General features: G+C 61.3%; 10 protein-coding genes. 4 read left to right on the top strand and 6 right to left on the bottom strand.

Translation table 11 applies throughout. From position 1 onward, the window contains the following. Positions 1 to 14: 14 nt before the first annotated feature. On the bottom strand, positions 15 to 1475 hold the full coding sequence (gene dacB / locus M5B98_RS24550; protein ID WP_114882038.1) for a D-alanyl-D-alanine carboxypeptidase/D-alanyl-D-alanine-endopeptidase: 1461 nt from the start codon (positions 1473 to 1475) through the stop codon (positions 15 to 17). A gap of 233 nt (positions 1476 to 1708) precedes the next feature. Between dacB and M5B98_RS24545 the strand changes: the two genes are divergently transcribed. Beyond that, on the top strand, positions 1709 to 2053 hold the full coding sequence (locus M5B98_RS24545) for a YggL family protein (protein ID WP_085711916.1): 345 nt from the start codon (positions 1709 to 1711) through the stop codon (positions 2051 to 2053). A 58-nt stretch (positions 2054 to 2111) separates the two neighbouring features. On the opposite strand, the gene M5B98_RS24540 is transcribed toward M5B98_RS24545, so the two are convergent. Then, positions 2112 to 3302, bottom strand: a complete 1191-nt coding sequence (locus M5B98_RS24540) for a benzoate/H(+) symporter BenE family transporter (protein ID WP_114882039.1) — start codon at positions 3300 to 3302, stop codon at positions 2112 to 2114. Positions 3303 to 3526: 224 nt separating this feature from the next. Between M5B98_RS24540 and M5B98_RS24535 the strand changes: the two genes are divergently transcribed. Beyond that, positions 3527 to 4291 carry a GntR family transcriptional regulator gene (locus M5B98_RS24535; RefSeq protein WP_064378756.1) on the top strand — a complete coding sequence of 255 codons (765 nt, stop codon included), beginning with the start codon at positions 3527 to 3529 and terminating at the stop codon, positions 4289 to 4291. 69 nt (positions 4292 to 4360) lie between these two features. Here the strand turns inward: M5B98_RS24535 and guaD are convergent, their stop codons facing one another. From guaD to xdhA, 4 genes are all read right to left on the bottom strand, one after another. Beyond that, positions 4361 to 5665 (bottom strand): guanine deaminase, encoded by a 1305-nt coding sequence (guaD, locus tag M5B98_RS24530; RefSeq protein WP_085711918.1) that lies wholly within the window; start codon positions 5663 to 5665, stop codon positions 4361 to 4363. Positions 5666 to 5678: 13 nt separating this feature from the next. Beyond that, positions 5679 to 6536, bottom strand: a complete 858-nt coding sequence (xdhC, locus tag M5B98_RS24525; RefSeq protein ID WP_248744257.1) for a xanthine dehydrogenase accessory protein XdhC — start codon at positions 6534 to 6536, stop codon at positions 5679 to 5681. A gap of 136 nt (positions 6537 to 6672) precedes the next feature. Continuing rightward, the gene (gene xdhB, locus M5B98_RS24520) at positions 6673 to 9072 is read right to left on the bottom strand and encodes a xanthine dehydrogenase molybdopterin binding subunit (RefSeq protein ID WP_248744256.1); all 2400 of its coding nucleotides are present in this window, start codon (positions 9070 to 9072) and stop codon (positions 6673 to 6675) included. After that, complete coding sequence (gene xdhA / locus M5B98_RS24515; RefSeq protein ID WP_248744255.1) at positions 9065 to 10519, bottom strand: xanthine dehydrogenase small subunit; 1455 nt, start codon at positions 10517 to 10519, stop codon at positions 9065 to 9067. The genes xdhB and xdhA overlap by 8 nt, the downstream gene beginning before the upstream one ends. 266 nt (positions 10520 to 10785) lie before the next feature. On the opposite strand from xdhA, the gene M5B98_RS24510 reads away from it, so the two are divergent. Together M5B98_RS24510 and smc are read left to right on the top strand one after the other, a co-directional pair. Beyond that, complete coding sequence (locus M5B98_RS24510; protein WP_007952019.1) at positions 10786 to 11445, top strand: GntR family transcriptional regulator; 660 nt, start codon at positions 10786 to 10788, stop codon at positions 11443 to 11445. A gap of 2 nt (positions 11446 to 11447) precedes the next feature. After that, positions 11448 to 14936, top strand: a complete 3489-nt coding sequence (smc, locus tag M5B98_RS24505) for a chromosome segregation protein SMC (RefSeq protein WP_248744254.1) — start codon at positions 11448 to 11450, stop codon at positions 14934 to 14936. Positions 14937 to 15183 lie beyond the last annotated feature (247 nt).

Here is a 15183-nt window from a genome sequence, read left to right as displayed (position 1 = left end):
AATCATTTACAGGGTTACAAAACCGAAGCGGTCTGCGGCGCTCGCGGTTGTTTGTAGAGATCCAGCAGCACCTGATCCAGAACCGACGACGCGCCGAACGGCGCCTTGTCGTTGAGGATCGCCACCACGGCCCAGGTGTTGCCGTTGACGTCGCGGCTGAAGCCGGCGATAGCACGCACGGTGTTCAGAGTGCCGGTCTTGACATGGGCTTCGCCCCGCATCGCAGTGGTCTTCAGGCGTTTACGCATGGTGCCGTCCATGCCGGCGATCGGCAGCGAGCTGATGTACTCGGCCGCGTAAGGGCTGTGCCACGCGGCTTGCAGCATCGCGGCCATTTCCCGGGCGCTGACGCGCTCGGCACGGGACAGGCCGGAACCGTTCTCCATCACCAGATGCGGCGCGGTGATGCCTTTTCTCGCCAGCCACTGGCGGACCACGCGCTGCCCGGCCTTGGCGTCATCGCCGTCGGCTTCGTTGCGGAATTTCTGGCCAAGGCTCAGGAACAGCTGCTGGGCCATGGTGTTGTTACTGTATTTGTTGATGTCGCGGATGATTTCCGCCAGATCCGGCGAGAAGGCACGGGCCAGCACCTTGGCGTTGCTCGGCGTCGGGGCCAGACGGTCCTTGCCCTGGATGCTGCCGCCCAGTTCCTTCCAGATCGCCCGCACGGCGCCGGCGGTGTAGGTCGCGTGGTCGAGCAGCGACAGGTAAGTCTGCGAGCTGCAGCCTTCGCCCAACTGACCGGCAACGGTCACGGTCACGCTGCCATCGGCCTGCGTTACCGGGTTGTAGCGCACGCCGCCGGTGCATTGCTTGGAGTTGAGCGCCTTGACGGTGTTCTCGATCTTGATGCTGGCAATCGGTGGTTCTACTGAAATCAGTACCCGGCCGCCGTCATTGCGGGCCACGAAACGCAGGGCCTTGAGGTTGACCAGCAGCGAGTCGGGCTTGACCAGGAACGGCTTGTTCTCGTCATTGCCGTCATCGTTGAATTCCGGCAGTTGCGGCTGAATGAAGAAGCTGCGGTCCAGCACCAGGTCGCCGGTGATCTGGGTCACGCCGTTGGCGCGCAGGTCGCGCATCAGCAGCCAGAGTTTTTCCATGTTCAGCTTTGGATCGCCGCCGCCCTTGAGGTAGAGGTTGCCGTTGAGGATACCGCCGCTCAGGTCGCCGTCGGTGTAGAACTCGGTTTTCCACTGATGGTTGGGGCCGAGCATTTCCAGCGCCGCGTAGGTGGTGACCAGTTTCATGGTCGAGGCCGGGTTGACCGACACATCGGCGTTGTACACGGTCGGCGTGCCCGGGCCGTCCAGCGGCACCATCACCAGCGACAGGGCAGTGGGCTGCAGCTTGCTGGCCTTGAGGGCTTTTTCGACGTTGGGGGTCAGGGACGTGTTGATGGTGGCAGCGGAGACGGGCAGGGCCAGGGGAAGAAGAAGGCCGGCCAGGAGCAGAGGACGCAACGATTTGATCATATGAAATAAAACCCTACAGCCGAGGGGAAAAAGACGAGGACATGGATGAAAAGGCCCTCAGTGGTCATGAAAGTGTCGGCATTATGCCCCAAGGTGTAACAGCTTGTGCCTTTCCCAAGGGGCCCAATCGGTTATTTTTTTACGGGCGGTCGTACGCACGTCCCGGATAGGCGGGCAATCGCCGCCTTAAACTGGTAAAGTGCCGGCCGTTATTACTTAAGAGGATTGTTCCAATGGCGACTAACCGTTCCCAGCGTCTGCGCAAAAAACTGTGCGTCGATGAATTTCAAGAGCTGGGTTTCGAACTGAACCTGGGCTTCAAAGAAGACCTGTCCGAAGAAGCCATTGACGCTTTCCTCGAAGCATTCATCAAAGAAGCCATGGAAGCCAACGGTCTGGGCTATGTCGGCGGCGAAGACTTCGGTCTGGTTTGCCTGCAGAAGCGTGGCTCGGTCTCCGAAGAGCAGCGCGCTGCTGTCGAAGCCTGGCTGAAAACCCGCTCCGAGCTGACCACCACTGAAATCAGCCCGCTGCTGGACGTCTGGTATCCTGAAAAGCCGATCAACGCGGCCAAGTGATACTGAAAAAAACGGCGACCCTCGGGTCGCCGTTTTTTTATGCCTGCTTTTTAACGAATCATGCCTTGCGCCAGTTCAGGATCAGCAAGGTCAGCACCCCCGCAACAATCCCCCAGAACGCCGAACCGATGGAGAACAGCGTCAGCCCCGACGCCGTGACCATGAAGGTGATCAGCGCCGCTTCCCGTTCCTTCACCTCGGTCATGGCAATGCTCAAGCCGTTGATGATCGAACCGAACAACGCCAGCGCGGCAATCGACAGCACCAGTTCCTTGGGCAGCGCGGCAAACAGCGCCGCCAGCGTGGCGCCGAACACCCCGGCAATCCCGTAGAAAATCCCGCACCACACCGCGGCGGTGTAGCGTTTGTTGCGATCCTCATGGGCATGGGGCCCGGTGCAGATTGCCGCGCTGATCGCTGCGAGGTTGATGCCATGGGAACCGAACGGCGCCAAAAGCAGCGAGGCAATGCCTGTGGTGGTGATCAACGGCGAGGCCGGGACGTTGTAGCCGTCGGCGCGCAGCACGGCGACGCCGGGCATGTTCTGCGAGGTCATCGCTACGACAAACAACGGAATGCCGATACTGATGGTCGCGGCGAGGGAGAAGTGCGGCGTGGTCCAGACCGGTGTTGCCACTTCCAGGTGAAAACCGCTGAAATCCAGCAGCCCCATGAAGCCCGAAAGCGCGGTGCCGATCAGCAGCGCGGCGAGCACCGCATAACGCGGCGTCAGGCGCTTGACCAGCAGATACGTGAAGAACATCCCCAGCACCAGGCCGGTGCGGTGCTGCGCGGCGACAAAGATTTCGCTGCCGATCTTGAACAGAATCCCCGCCAGCAACGCGGCCGCCAGCGATGCCGGGATCTTTTTTACCAGGCGTTCGAAGCTGCCGGTCAAACCGCAGATCGTCACCAGCAACGCGCAGGTAATGTAAGCGCCGATGGCTTCGCCGTAGGTAACGCCGCCAAGACTGGTGATCAGCAGGGCTGCGCCGGGCGTTGACCAGGCGATGGTGATCGGCGTGCGATAGCGCAGCGAGAGGCCGATCGAACACACCGCCATGCCGATGGAAATCGCCCAGATCCACGAGGAAATCTGCCCGCTGGTCAGGCCCGCGGCTTGCCCGGCCTGGAACATCAGCACCAGCGAACTGGTGTAGCCGGTCATCATCGCGATGAATCCGGCGACGATGGCGGAGGGCGATGTGTCCGCGAAGGGGCGCAGTCGGGTGTGGGTGATTTCGTTCATGACAGCGGCGTTCCTTGTTCAAGCCACGGATTTCGGGTTTAAGCCTAAACTCAAACGTAACGATGCGTTGCAATACAGCCGAAGTCACAAACAGCCGTACAGTCGTGTTGCCACCTTCCATTGTGTACAATCGCGCTGTTTTTTACGCGATACTTGCCAGCGACCCACTGTGCCGTATTACAGTCACGGTCAATTCGCCGCAGTTCTTCCCGACTCGAGTGCCCATGAACGAACAGTTGCAACCCCTCAAGAAACAACCGCGAGCAGGCAAAGCCGGCCGCAGCGGAACCCAGGACGATATTGTCTATGCGCATATCTTCGAGGCCATCCTCGAACAGCGCCTGGCGCCCGGTACAAAGTTGAGCGAAGAAGCGCTGGGGGAAATTTTCGGGGTCAGCCGCACCATCATTCGCCGCGCGCTCTCGCGCCTGGCCCATGAAGGCGTGGTGCTGTTGCGGCCGAATCGTGGCGCGGTAGTGGCGAGCCCGAGCGTCGAAGAGGCGCGTCAAGTGTTCCTCGCCCGGCGTCTGGTGGAGCGCGCAATCACTGAGCTGGCGGTGCAGCACGCCACGGCCGAGCAGATCGCTGAATTGCGGCAGATGGTCAATGACGAACGCGACAGCTTCTCCCGTGGCGATCGCGGCGCCGGCATCCGTCTCTCCGGCGAATTCCACCTGAAACTGGCCGAAGCGGCGAAGAACGCACCATTGATCAGCTTCCAGCGCAGCCTGGTTTCGCAGACGTCGCTGATCATCGCCCAATATGAAAGCGGCAACCGTTCGCACTGCTCTTACGACGAACACACCCAGTTGATCGACGCCATCGAAGCGCGCAACGGCGAGCTGGCGGTGGACCTGATGATGCATCACATGGACCACATCGACAGCAAGCTCAACCTCGATGAGGAAAGCGCGTCGGACGATCTGCATGCGGTGTTCTCGCATCTTTTGCAGACCAAGAAGCCGGGGCGGCCTGCGGCCAAGCTCTGAAGCGAATCGACAGGCAATAAAAATCCCCCGGGGTGAACACCGCCGGGGGATTTTTTTGTCTGCAGAAAACTAGCGCTGGTGCACCAGCGCACCCGCCGCATAGGTCTGGGCCACGGTGCGGTCATCGCCCAGGGTCATCAGCACAAACAATGTTTCGGCAATGTTGTTGGACTGCTTCAGGCGGTAGCTCAGCAGCGGTGTGGCGTTGTAGTCGAGTACCAGGAAGTCGGCATCGGAACCCGGTTGCAGGTTGCCGATCTTGTCTTCCAGGCGCAGTGCCCGCGCGCCGCCCAGAGTGGCGAGGTACAGCGACTTGAACGGACTCAGGCGCGCACCTTGCAGTTGCATCACCTTGTAGGCTTCGTTCAGGGTCTGCAGCAGCGAGAAACTGGTGCCGCCGCCGACGTCAGTGCCGAGGCCAACGTTCAGTTTGTGCTTCTCGGCCATCGGCAGGTTGAACAGGCCGCTGCCGAGGAAGAAGTTCGAGGTCGGGCAGAACGAAATCGCCGAACCGGTTTCCGCCAGACGCGCGCATTCGTCGTCGCACAGGTGCACGCCGTGGGCGAACACCGAACGCTCGCCGAGCAACTGGTAGTGATCGTAGACGTCGAGGTAGCCCTTGCGCTCCGGGAACAGCTCCTTGACCCACTCGATTTCCTTGAGGTTTTCGCTGATGTGGGTCTGCATGTACAGATCCGGGTATTCAGTCAGCAACTGGCCGGCGAGGGTCAGTTGTTCCGGGGTGCTGGTCGGGGCGAAGCGCGGGGTTACGGCGTAGTGCAGGCGACCCTTGCCGTGCCAGCGCTCGATCAGCGCCTTGCTGTCGACATAGCTGGATTCGGCGGTGTCGGTCAGGTAGTCCGGCGCGTTGCGGTCCATCATCACCTTGCCGGCGATCATCCGCAGGTCCAGCTTCTCGGCCGCTTCGAAGAACGAGTTCACCGACTGCGGGTGCACGCTGCCGAACACCAATGCGGTGGTGGTGCCGTTGCGCAGCAGCTCCTTGATGAAAATGTCCGCCACTTCATCGGCGTGGGCCTTGTCGCCGAACTGGCTTTCGCACGGGAAGGTGTAGGTGTTCAGCCAGTCGAGCAATTGCTCGCCGTAGGCGCCGACCATGCCGGTCTGCGGCAGGTGGATGTGGGTGTCGATGAAACCCGGGGTGATCAGTGCATCCTTGTGATGCGTGATCTCGATGTCCGCCGGCAGGGTCGGCAGCAGTTCGCTGGCGTGGCCGAGGGCGCTGATCTTGCCGCCATCGACCACCAGCAGGCCGTCCTCGAAATACTCGTAGGAGGCTTCGATGCCGACCTCGGCAGGGTCGGCGATGCTGTGCAGGATGGCGGCGCGGTAGGCTTTGCGAGTCAGAGGCATGAGGGTTCTCTAATCAGTTTGAGGCTTTGAGTGTGGCGGCCTGACTGCGGCGCGAAATCGGCAGCAGTTTGGCAATCGGTTCGGCGCTGGCGGTGTGCTGGCCGAAATTGGCGTTATAGGTGGCGATGATTTCGCCGGCGATGGAGATGGCGATTTCCACAGGCAACTTGCCTTTGACTTCGCTGATGCCCATCGGGCAGCGCATGCGTTGCACGACACTGGCGTCGAAACCACGGTCACGCAGGCGATGTTCGAACTTGGCGCGTTTGGTCTTCGAACCGATCAGGCCGAACCAGGTGAAGTCGTTGCGCTTGAGGATCGCGGCGGTGAGTTCCAGATCCAGCTGATGGTTGTGGGTCATGACGATGCAGTAGCTGCCGGCGGGCAGGTCGTCGATTTCATCCACAGGCTCATCGGCGACGATTTTACGCACGCCGTGAGGAATCTGTTCGGGAAATTCCTCTTCCCGGGAATCGATCCAGCGCACCCGGCAGGGCAGGCTGGCGAGCAGCGGCACCAAGGCGCGGCCCACATGACCGGCGCCGAACACGGCGATCTGCGCCTGTACCTGGCCCATCGGTTCGAACAGCAATACCGTGGCACCGCCGCAGCACTGGCCGAGGCTGGCGCCAAGGCTGAAGCGCTCGAGATGAGTGTCCTGCCTGCCGCTGGCGAGCATTTCGCGGGCGATCTGCATGGCTTTGTATTCCAGGTGCCCGCCACCGATGGTGTCGAACGTCTGGCGGGCGCTGACGACCATTTTCGAGCCGGCATTGCGCGGCGTCGAGCCGAGCTCTTCGATGATCGTCACCAGAACGCAGGGTTCGCCCTGGTTCTGCAGGTCGGCGAGGGCGTCGATCCAGTTGTACATGTTCACCTCGACATCTTCGTTGTCTGTTCGGGCCTCTTCGCGAGCAAGCCCGCTCCCACAGGGATATGTGCTGACTGTTGGACTTGTGCAAATCCAATGTGGGAGCGGGCTTGCTCGCGAAGGCCGCGCCTCGGTCCTAGAGCGGAGCCAACTCGGTTTCAGCTTCTACGGCCTTCACCGCCTTGAGCTGACGCATCTGCTCGCAACCCCACAACACCCGCTCCGGAGTCGCCGGCGCGTCGATCTTCGGCTGATGCCTGTAGTCGCCAAGGCTGGCCACCGCATCCTTGATCGCGCACCACGCGGCGATGCCGAGCATGAACGGTGGCTCACCCACAGCCTTGGAGTGGAACACCGTGTCTTCCGGGTTCTTGCGGTTTTCCACCAGCTTCACCCGCAGGTCCAGCGGCATGTCCGCCACGGCCGGGATCTTGTAGCTGGCCGGGCCGTTGGTCATCAGCTTGCCCTTGTTGTTCCAGACCAGTTCTTCCATGGTCAGCCAGCCCATGCCCTGGACGAAGCCGCCCTCGACCTGGCCGATGTCGATGGCCGGGTTCAGCGAGGCGCCGACGTCGTGGAGGATGTCGGTACGCAGCATCTTGTACTCGCCGGTCAGGGTGTCGACGATCACTTCGCAGCACGCCGCGCCGAAGGCGAAGTAGTAGAACGGCCGGCCACGGGCCTGGCTGCGGTCGTAGTAGATTTTCGGGGTCTTGTAGAACCCGGTGCTCGACAGCGAGACCTGATTGAAATACGCCAGCTGGATCAGTGCTTCGAAGGTCATGATGTGGTCGCGCACACGGACGTGGCCGTTGTGGAATTCCACGTCTTCTTCGCTGACCTTGTAATGCCGCGCAGCGAACTCGACGAGGCGCTGCTTGATGATTTCCGCCGCGTTCTGCGCAGCTTTACCGTTAAGGTCGGCACCGCTGGACGCCGCCGTTGGCGAGGTGTTCGGCACCTTGTCGGTGTTGGTCGCGGTGATTTGCACTCGGTCCATTTCCACCTGGAACACTTCGGCCACGACCTGCGCGACTTTGGTGTTCAGGCCCTGGCCCATTTCCGTGCCACCGTGGTTCAGGTGGATGCTGCCGTCGGTGTAGACGTGCACCAGCGCACCGGCCTGGTTGAGGAAGCTGGCGGTGAAGGAAATGCCGAATTTCACCGGGGTCAGCGCCAGGCCTTTTTTCAGGATCGGGCTGTTGGCGTTGTAGCGACGAATCGCTTCGCGGCGCTCGGCGTACTGGCTGCTTTCTTCCAGTTCGGCGGTCATTTCCTCGAGCATGTTGTGCTCGACGGTCTGGTAGTAATGGGTGACGTTGCGCTCGGTCTTGCCGTAGTAGTTGGCCTTGCGCACGGCCAGCGGATCGAGGTTGAGGTGACGGGCGATGGCGTCCATCACTTCTTCGATCGCGACCATCCCTTGGGGGCCGCCGAAACCACGGTAGGCGGTGTTCGATGCGGTGTTGGTCTTGCAGCGGTGACCATTGATGGTCGCATCGCCGAGGTAGTACGAGTTGTCCGAGTGGAACATCGCCCGGTCAACGATCGAGGCCGAAAGGTCAGGCGAGCAGCCGCAGTTGCCGGCCAGATCCATCGCAATCCCGTGCAGGCGCCCGGTGCTGTCGAAGCCGACGTCGTACTCGACGTAGAACGGGTGACGCTTGCCGGTCATCAGCATGTCTTCGACCCGTGGCAGGCGCATCTTGGTCGGCTGGCCGGTGAGGTGCGCGATCACGGCGCACAGGCACGCCGGGCTCGCGGCCTGGGTTTCCTTGCCACCGAAACCACCGCCCATGCGGCGCATGTCGACGACGATTTTGTTCATGGAGACGTCGAGGACTTCGGCCACCAGTTTCTGCACTTCGGTGGGGTTCTGGGTCGAGCAGTAGACGATCATGCCGCCGTCTTCGGTCGGCATCACCGAAGAGATTTGCGTCTCCAGATAAAAGTGTTCCTGACCACCGATGTGTAGCGTGCCTTGAATGCGATGTTCAGCGGTGGCCAGGGCATTGGCCGAGTCGCCGCGCTGGTGGGTGTGGCTGTCGAGCACGAAGTGGCGCTTGCGCAGGGCTTCGACCACGTCGAGCACCGGTTCCAGATCTTCGTATTCGATGATCGCGGCCATGGCGGCCTTGCGTGCGGTTTCCAGATCTTTCGCGGCCACGGCCAATACCGGTTGGCCGACGAACTGCACGTCATCGATGGCCAGCAGCGGATCGCCCGGCAGCAGCGGGCCGATGTCTTTCAGGCCCGGCACGTCTTCGTGGGTGATGGCGATGCGCACGCCTTCGAAGGCGTAGCAGGGCTTGGTGTCGATACTGATGATTTTCGCGTGGGCGCGATCCGACAATCGTGCGTAAACGTGCAACTGGTTGGGGAATTCGAGCCGGTCATCGATGTACTGCGCTTCGCCGGACACATGCTTGGCGGCGCTGTCGTGCTTGACGCTGCGGCCGACACCGGTGGTCAGGTCTCTGGCGAACAGTTCAGCCAGTTCAGCTTGTGTTTTCTCTACGCCGTGATGGTTAGACATAAGCGGTCACCCGAGTCTCGATGTGCGGTGTTTGCAGTTCGATGAAGTATTTGCGCAGCAGGTTCTGCGCGCTGAGCAGGCGGTATTCCTTGCTGGCGCGGAAGTCCGAGAGCGGGGTGAAATCCTCGCCCAGCGCGATGCAGGCACGTTCGACGACAGCGTTGTTGAACGGCTGGCCTAGCAGCACGGCTTCGCAATGGGCGGCGCGTTTCGGGATCGCGGCCATGCCGCCGAAGGCGACGCGGGCGTCAGTGATCACACCGTTTTCGACGCGCAAGTTGAACGCGGCGCAGACGGCGGAGATGTCATCGTCCAGACGCTTGGAGACTTTGTAGGCGCGGAAGCGCTGCTCGGCGGTGGCGCGAGGGACGATGATTTTCTCGATGAACTCGCTTTCCTGACGCGCGGTGACCCGGTAATCGATGAAGTAATCTTCCAGGTTCAGCGTACGGCGGGTCTCGCCCTTGCACAGCACGATCTGCGCGCCGAGGGCGATCAGCAGCGGTGGCGAGTCACCGATCGGCGAGGCGTTGCCGATGTTGCCGCCCAAGGTGCCCTGGTTGCGGATCTGCAGGGAGGCGAAGCGGTGCAGCAGTTCGCCGAAGTCCGGGTACTCGGCATTCAGCGCTTCGTAGCAGTCGGAGAGGGCGGTGGCGGCGCCGATTTCGATGCGGTCATCGAAGTGCTCGATGCGCTTCATCTCGGCGACGTTGCCGACGTAGATCATCACCGGCAGGGCGCGGTGGAACTGGGTGACTTCCAGCGCCAGATCGGTGCCGCCGGCCAGCAGTCGGGCCTGTGGGTACGCGTCGTAGAGGTCGGCCAGATCGGCCACGGTCAGCGGCACCAGGCAGCGTTTGTCGCCGCTGTTGAGTTCGCCGATCGACGTCGGGGCAATGGCTTTGAGGCGGGCGATGGTTTCCGCTTCACGGGCGTCGAACTGATCCGGTTGCTTGCCGCAGCAGGATTGTTCGGCGGCGGCCAGGATCGGCCGGTAGCCGGTGCAGCGGCAAAGGTTGCCGGCCAGCGCTTCGTGGGCCTTGGCATGATCCGGTGCATCGCTGTTCTTTTGCAGGGCGAACAGTGACATCACGAAACCGGGGGTGCAGAAACCGCACTGCGAACCATGGCACTCGACCATGGCTTTCTGCACGCTGTGCAGTTCGCCCTGGTGCTTGAGGTCTTCGACACTGATCAATTGCTTGCCGTGCAGTGACGAAACGAACGTCAGGCACGAGTTGAGGCTGCGATAGCGAATGTGCTCGCGGCCGTCGTCATCCGTCTGCAACTCGCCGACCACCACCGTGCACGCGCCGCAGTCACCGCTGGCGCAGCCTTCTTTGGTGCCGGATTTGCCCACGTGTTCACGCAGGTAGTTGAGCACAGTCAGGTTCGGGTCCAGGGCGTGCTCGCTACGGAGTTCCTGGTTGAGTAAAAACTGGATCACGGAAGGCCTCGCAGACTCATTATTGTTGTTAAGCGACTTGAGCCGAATTTAGCAGGTCTGACTTTTCGGTCAATGGTTTTCTGACTTAAAGGTCAGGAAAAACCGTTTTGTCACTTTGCAACGCGTCTCTTCAGTATTGACCCTCATTGGATCAAGCGCTTTTTTGCGGGATTCGTGCCAAAAACCGCTGTGCGGGCACTCCGCCATGAACGCGCATTGCGCTACACTGCGCCGCTTGTGCAGATCGAAGAGTTTGAAGGACAACCATGACGTTCAAGGCGCCGGACAGCCTCGCCGAGCAAATCGCTCACCACCTCGCCGAACGGATCATTCGCGGCGAAATGAAGCCGGGAGAGCGTATCCAGGAACAGAAGGTCACGCTGGCGCTGAACGTCAGCCGCGGCTCGGTCCGCGAAGCCCTGCTGATCCTCGAGCGCCGTCATCTGATCGCGATCCTGCCGCGTCGCGGCGCCCACGTCACCGAGCTGACGGCGCACAAGGTGCAGAGCCTGTGCACGTTGATGAGCGAGCTGTACATCCTGCTCGGCAACGCAGTGGCCAATGGCTGGCAAGTCCAGTCCGACATGGCGCCGTTCGTGCAGATCCAGCAGCGCCTGACCGCCAGCTACGAGCGTCAGGACATCCGCACCTTCGTCGACGACAGCTTCAACGTGATGCGCGCCGCGTACCCGTTCGCCAACAACCCGTACCTGCAGGAAACTGTCGAAAACCTGCAACCGGCCATGAGCCGTGCGTACTTCCTCGCGCTGGAGCAGCGCAAGGCCGAGATGAGCGAGTTCCTCGAACTGTTCGAGCGCTTGCTGGCCGCCGTCCTCGCCCGTGACCTGCCGCAGATCCGCATTGTGCTGACGGCTTACGCCCAGCGCAGCTGCGATCTGGTGGTGTCCGCCCTGACGGTTGCCTGACCTTGCGCCTCAAGTGCATCAAACTGGCGGGGTTCAAATCCTTCGTCGACCCGACCACGGTGAACTTCCCCAGCAACATGGCGGCGGTCGTCGGGCCGAACGGTTGCGGCAAGTCGAACATCATCGACGCCGTACGCTGGGTGATGGGCGAAAGCTCGGCGAAGAACCTGCGCGGCGAGTCGATGACCGACGTCATCTTCAACGGCTCGACCAGTCGCAAACCGGTGAGTCAGGCGAGCATCGAACTGGTGTTCGACAACTCCGACGGCACGCTGCTGGGCGAGTGGGCGGCGTACGCGGAAATTTCGATCCGCCGCAAAGTGACCCGCGACAGCCAGACGACTTATTACCTCAACGGCGCCAAATGCCGTCGCCGCGACATCACTGACATTTTCCTTGGCACCGGCCTCGGCCCGCGCAGTTACTCGATCATCGAACAGGGGATGATCTCCAAGCTGATCGAATCCAAGCCGGAAGACCTGCGCAACTTCATCGAAGAAGCCGCCGGTATTTCCAAATACAAGGAGCGCCGGCGCGAGACCGAAAACCGCATCCGCCGCACCCACGAAAACCTTGCCCGTCTGACCGACCTGCGCGAAGAACTCGAACGCCAGCTCGAACGCTTGCACCGTCAGGCCGAAGCCGCGAGGAAGTATCAGGAATTCAAAGCCGAAGAGCGCCAGCTCAAGGCGCAACTGTCGGCCCTGCGCTGGCAGGATCTGAACGATCAGGTCGGTCAGCGCGAGTCGATCATCGGCAACCAGGAAATCAGCTTCGAAGCGCTGGTCGCCGAGCAGCGCAACGCCGACGCCGCCATTGAGCGCCTGCGCGACGGTCACCATGACCTGTCCGAGCGCTTCAATCTGGTGCAGGGGCGCTTCTATTCGGTCGGCGGCGATATCGCCCGGGTCGAGCAGAGCATCCAGCACGGCCAGCAACGCTTGCGCCAGTTGCAGGACGACTTGAAGGAAGCCGAGCGCGCGCGCCTCGAAACCGAATCGCATCTGGGCCACGACCGCACCTTGCTGCTGACCCTCGGCGAAGAACTCGATCAACTGACCCCCGAGCAGGAAATCACCAACGCCGCCGCCGAAGAAGCCGCCGCGGCGCTGGAAGATTCCGAAACCGTCATGCACGGCTGGCAGGAGCAGTGGGACGCCTTCAACCTGACCTCCGCCGAACCGCGCCGTCAGGCTGAAGTGCAGCAGTCGCGTATCCAGCAGCTGGAAACCAGCATGGAGCGTCTGGCCGATCGGCAAAAACGTCTGGGCGAAGAGCGGGCGCTGTTGTCGGCCGATCCGGAAGACGCGGCGATCATGGAACTCAGCGAGCAGCTCGCCGAGTCCGAAGCGACCCTTGAAGATCTGCAGACCAGTGAAGAAGCCCAGGTCGAAAAACTCGAGCAACTGCGCCAGGAATTACAGCAGGCGCTAACTGCGCAGCAACAGGCGCAGGGTGATTTGCAGCGGCTCAACGGTCGCCTCGCATCGCTTGAAGCCTTGCAGCAGGCCGCGCTCGATCCTGGCACCGGCACCGCCGAATGGTTGAAGGAACATAACCTCGCCGAACGCCCGCGTCTGGCCGAAGGCCTGAAGGTCGAGGCCGGTTGGGAGCTGGCGGTGGAAACCGTGCTCGGCGCCGACCTGCAAGCGGTGTTGGTGGATGACTTTGCAGGCTTCGATCTGTCCGGTTTTGCCCAGGGCGATCTGCGTTTGCTCAGCCCCGGCAATGACGGCGTGCGCGTGGCCGGCAGCCTGCTGGACAAGGTCGAGGCGCAGGTAGATCTGTCGCCATGGCTGGGTCAGGTCAAACCGGTCGACAGCCTTGAGCAGGCACTGGCTTTGCGCGGCCAGCTGGCTGCCGGGCAGAGCCTGATCAGCCGTGATGGTTACTGGGTCGGCCGGCACTTCCTGCGGGTACGCCGCGCCAGCGAGGCCGAAAGCGGCATGCTTGCGCGCGGCCAGGAAATCGAATCGCTGCATGCGGAACGCGAAGAACGCGAAGCCACGGTCGAAGCCATGGAAACCCGTCTGCAAACTCTGCGTGCGCAACAGCGTCAGCAGGAAAACGGCCGCGAACATCTGCGTCGTTTGCTGCAGGACGAAGCCCGTCAGCAAGGCGAATTGAAAGCTCAACTTTCAGCCGGCAAAGCCAAGGCTGAACAGTTGACGCTGCGTCGTACTCGTCTCGACGAGGAACTGGTCGAGCTCGCCGAGCAGCGCGAACTGGAATACGAAAACATCGGCGAGGCGCGGATCCAGTTGCAGGACGCCCTCGACGCCATGGCCCTCGACACCGAGCAGCGCGAGTTGCTGCTGGCCCATCGCGACAGCCTGCGCGAACGCCTCGACCGCGTGCGTCAGGAAGCTCGCCAGCACAAGGACCACGCCCATCAATTGGCCGTACGCCTGGGCTCGCTGCGCGCACAACACGACTCGACCCGTCAGGCGCTGGAGCGTCTGGAGATGCAGGCCGAGCGCCTCACTGAAAAACGTGAACAGCTCAGTCTGAATCTGGAGGAGGGCGAGGCGCCGCTGGAAGAGCTGCGCCTCAAACTCGAAGAGTTGCTCGACAAGCGCATGAGCGTTGACGACGAACTCAAGACTGCTCAAATCGCCCTGGAAGACGCCGACCGCGAACTGCGCGACGCGGAAAAACGCCGGACACAGGCCGAGCAGCAATCGCAATTGATCCGAGGCCAGCTCGAACAGCAACGCATGGAATGGCAGGCCCTGACCGTGCGCCGCAAGGCGCTGCAGGATCAACTGCTGGAAGACGGCTACGATTTGCACGGCGTGCTCGATACCTTGAGCGCCGAGGCCAGTGAGAAGGAGGCCGAAGAAGAACTGGAACGCATCGCCGCACGCATTCAGCGCCTGGGCGCGATCAACCTCGCGGCGATCGACGAATACACGCAACAATCCGAGCGTAAACGTTATCTGGATGCCCAGGACGCCGATCTGGTGGAAGCCCTGGAGACCCTGGAAAACGTCATCCGCAAGATCGACAAGGAAACCCGTAACCGTTTCAAAGATACCTTTGATCAGATCAATGGCGGTTTACAGGCGCTTTTCCCGAAAGTTTTCGGTGGAGGACGCGCGTATTTGGAACTGACGGGCGAAGATCTACTCGATACAGGGGTGACGATCATGGCGCAGCCGCCCGGAAAGAAGAACAGCACCATCCATTTGCTGTCCGGCGGCGAAAAAGCCCTGACCGCACTGGCACTGGTTTTTGCGATCTTCAAGTTGAATCCGGCGCCGTTCTGCATGCTCGATGAGGTTGACGCGCCACTGGATGACGCTAACGTTGGACGCTACGCACGCTTGGTCAAAGAGATGTCGCAGACCGTGCAGTTCATCTATATCACCCACAACAAGATCGCCATGGAAATGGCCGACCAGTTGATGGGCGTGACGATGCACGAGCCGGGATGTTCGCGACTGGTAGCCGTGGATGTCGAGGAGGCGATGGCGATGGTGGATGCCTGAGCCGGCGCTGTCGGAAAAGGTATTTGCAGTCTGTAGGACATATTTACCCGCTTCGACTTGCTGGCCAATCGACATAATCGCGCAAGCCAATGAGACAGACGGTGTAAAGTTGTCTTTGGTCGTGCTAGTTTAATGTCAATTTTTCGTATACGTGGGCAAAACGCCTGTCAGAACATAGAGTTGGCGCCACGTTTTAAAGCGGTTTGCACAATGTAAACCCCTTATTTTTCAGCATTTTTTATAGAGG

This window comes from Pseudomonas sp. MWU12-3088 (assembly GCF_023242405.1).
GTDB lineage: Bacteria > Pseudomonadota > Gammaproteobacteria > Pseudomonadales > Pseudomonadaceae > Aquipseudomonas > Aquipseudomonas kribbensis.
The sequence above is the reverse complement of the archived record's forward strand: the minus strand, read 5'-3'. Positions and strand labels throughout refer to the sequence as shown.